2 protein-coding genes and 1 pseudogene are annotated in these 1,062 nt (G+C 41.7%); 2 read left to right on the top strand and 1 reads right to left on the bottom strand.

Annotated features, from left to right (window positions below):
• Window positions 1-30 precede the first annotated feature (30 nt).
• Together R7Z49_RS23600 and R7Z49_RS23595 are read left to right on the top strand one after the other, a co-directional pair.
• Window positions 31-378: a 5-carboxymethyl-2-hydroxymuconate isomerase gene (locus R7Z49_RS23600; RefSeq protein WP_318112153.1), complete on the top strand. Its 348-nt coding sequence runs from the start codon at window positions 31-33 to the stop codon at window positions 376-378.
• Between the two features lie 98 nt (window positions 379-476).
• Window positions 477-899 carry a DUF805 domain-containing protein gene (locus R7Z49_RS23595; protein WP_025635470.1) on the top strand — a complete coding sequence of 141 codons (423 nt, stop codon included), beginning with the start codon at window positions 477-479 and terminating at the stop codon, window positions 897-899.
• 42 nt (window positions 900-941) lie between these two features.
• On the opposite strand, the pseudogene R7Z49_RS23590 reads toward R7Z49_RS23595, so the two are convergent.
• Window positions 942-1,062: pseudogene (locus R7Z49_RS23590) on the bottom strand (DUF3135 domain-containing protein); the annotation flags it as partial.

Genomic DNA, 1,062 nt, shown 5'->3' with positions numbered 1-1,062 from the left:
GAATTTTTTATGTTGTAGAAAGGAATCAAAATGCCAAACTTAGTTTTAGAGTATTCGAACTCAGTGGAAGAGCGAGTCAATGTACAAGGTTTGCTGGAAGACTTACATAAGGCTGCGTTAGAGAGTGGCCTTTTTGAGTTGGCCTCTGTGAAATCAAGAACGTTAAGATGTCATAACTGGCTAATTGGTGAAGCGGGTGACAGCCCCGATTTTATCCATATCAATTTTGATTTGTTGTCTGGCCGAACGCCTGGACAAAAGCGAGAATTATCGCGAGCTTTAATGGCTGTGCTTCAAGAACAGGTAAGTCATGTACACAGTTTAACGGTTAACATTAGAGATATGGATGTGGACAGCTTTCAAAAAGTGGTGAACTGAATATAAGGCTTGGCCGACGTTGTTCACGACTTGTTGTTTCTTCCCAAATTAACCCGACTCGGCTACTCTGTATTCTTTCTATTTTTGGATAAAAATTGATGTCGACTAAAGAGTTACTGTTTTCGTTTCACGGACGTATCGATCGCAAAACCTATTGGATTTGGAATGTGATTTACTACATTTCGATTATAGGTTTTGGTGCGGGTATCAGTAAGTTGTTTCCTGCGTTTTCTTACCTGTTACTGCCAATATTCTTGTTGGTACTGCTCATTCCTGATTTGGCTATTACGACAAAGAGATGGCATGACCGCAACAAATCGATTTACTGGTTAGGCTTGAATATTCCTTTGGTGATTGGTCGCATCGCAACGCCGATGACAAGCCCAATGGCGCAAGAGCCTTCAACGCCACAGCTGTTCATTGCTTCGATTTCATTAATTTGTGGGCTTTGGATTTTGATTGAGTGTGGTTTTTTGAAAGGCACATCAGGCCCGAATAAATACGGTCCTGAGCCACAGTGATTTATGAGTGTGGGAGTCTCTGCCTAAGGTGTGACTCTCACATCAGTAGAAATCGTTTCTGTTGAAGGCGACTACGTTGTCTGTTTTAACCGACGTCGCTTTTCCTTGTAATGCTTCTCTGAACTTCGTGACTTGTTTTTGTAGTTCATTCATTAGCACGACG

The sequence above is a fragment of the Vibrio sp. 1562 genome (assembly GCF_033340155.1).
In the GTDB taxonomy this organism is placed as follows: domain Bacteria; phylum Pseudomonadota; class Gammaproteobacteria; order Enterobacterales; family Vibrionaceae; genus Vibrio; species Vibrio alginolyticus.
The sequence above is the reverse complement of the archived record's forward strand: the minus strand, read 5'-3'. Positions and strand labels throughout refer to the sequence as shown.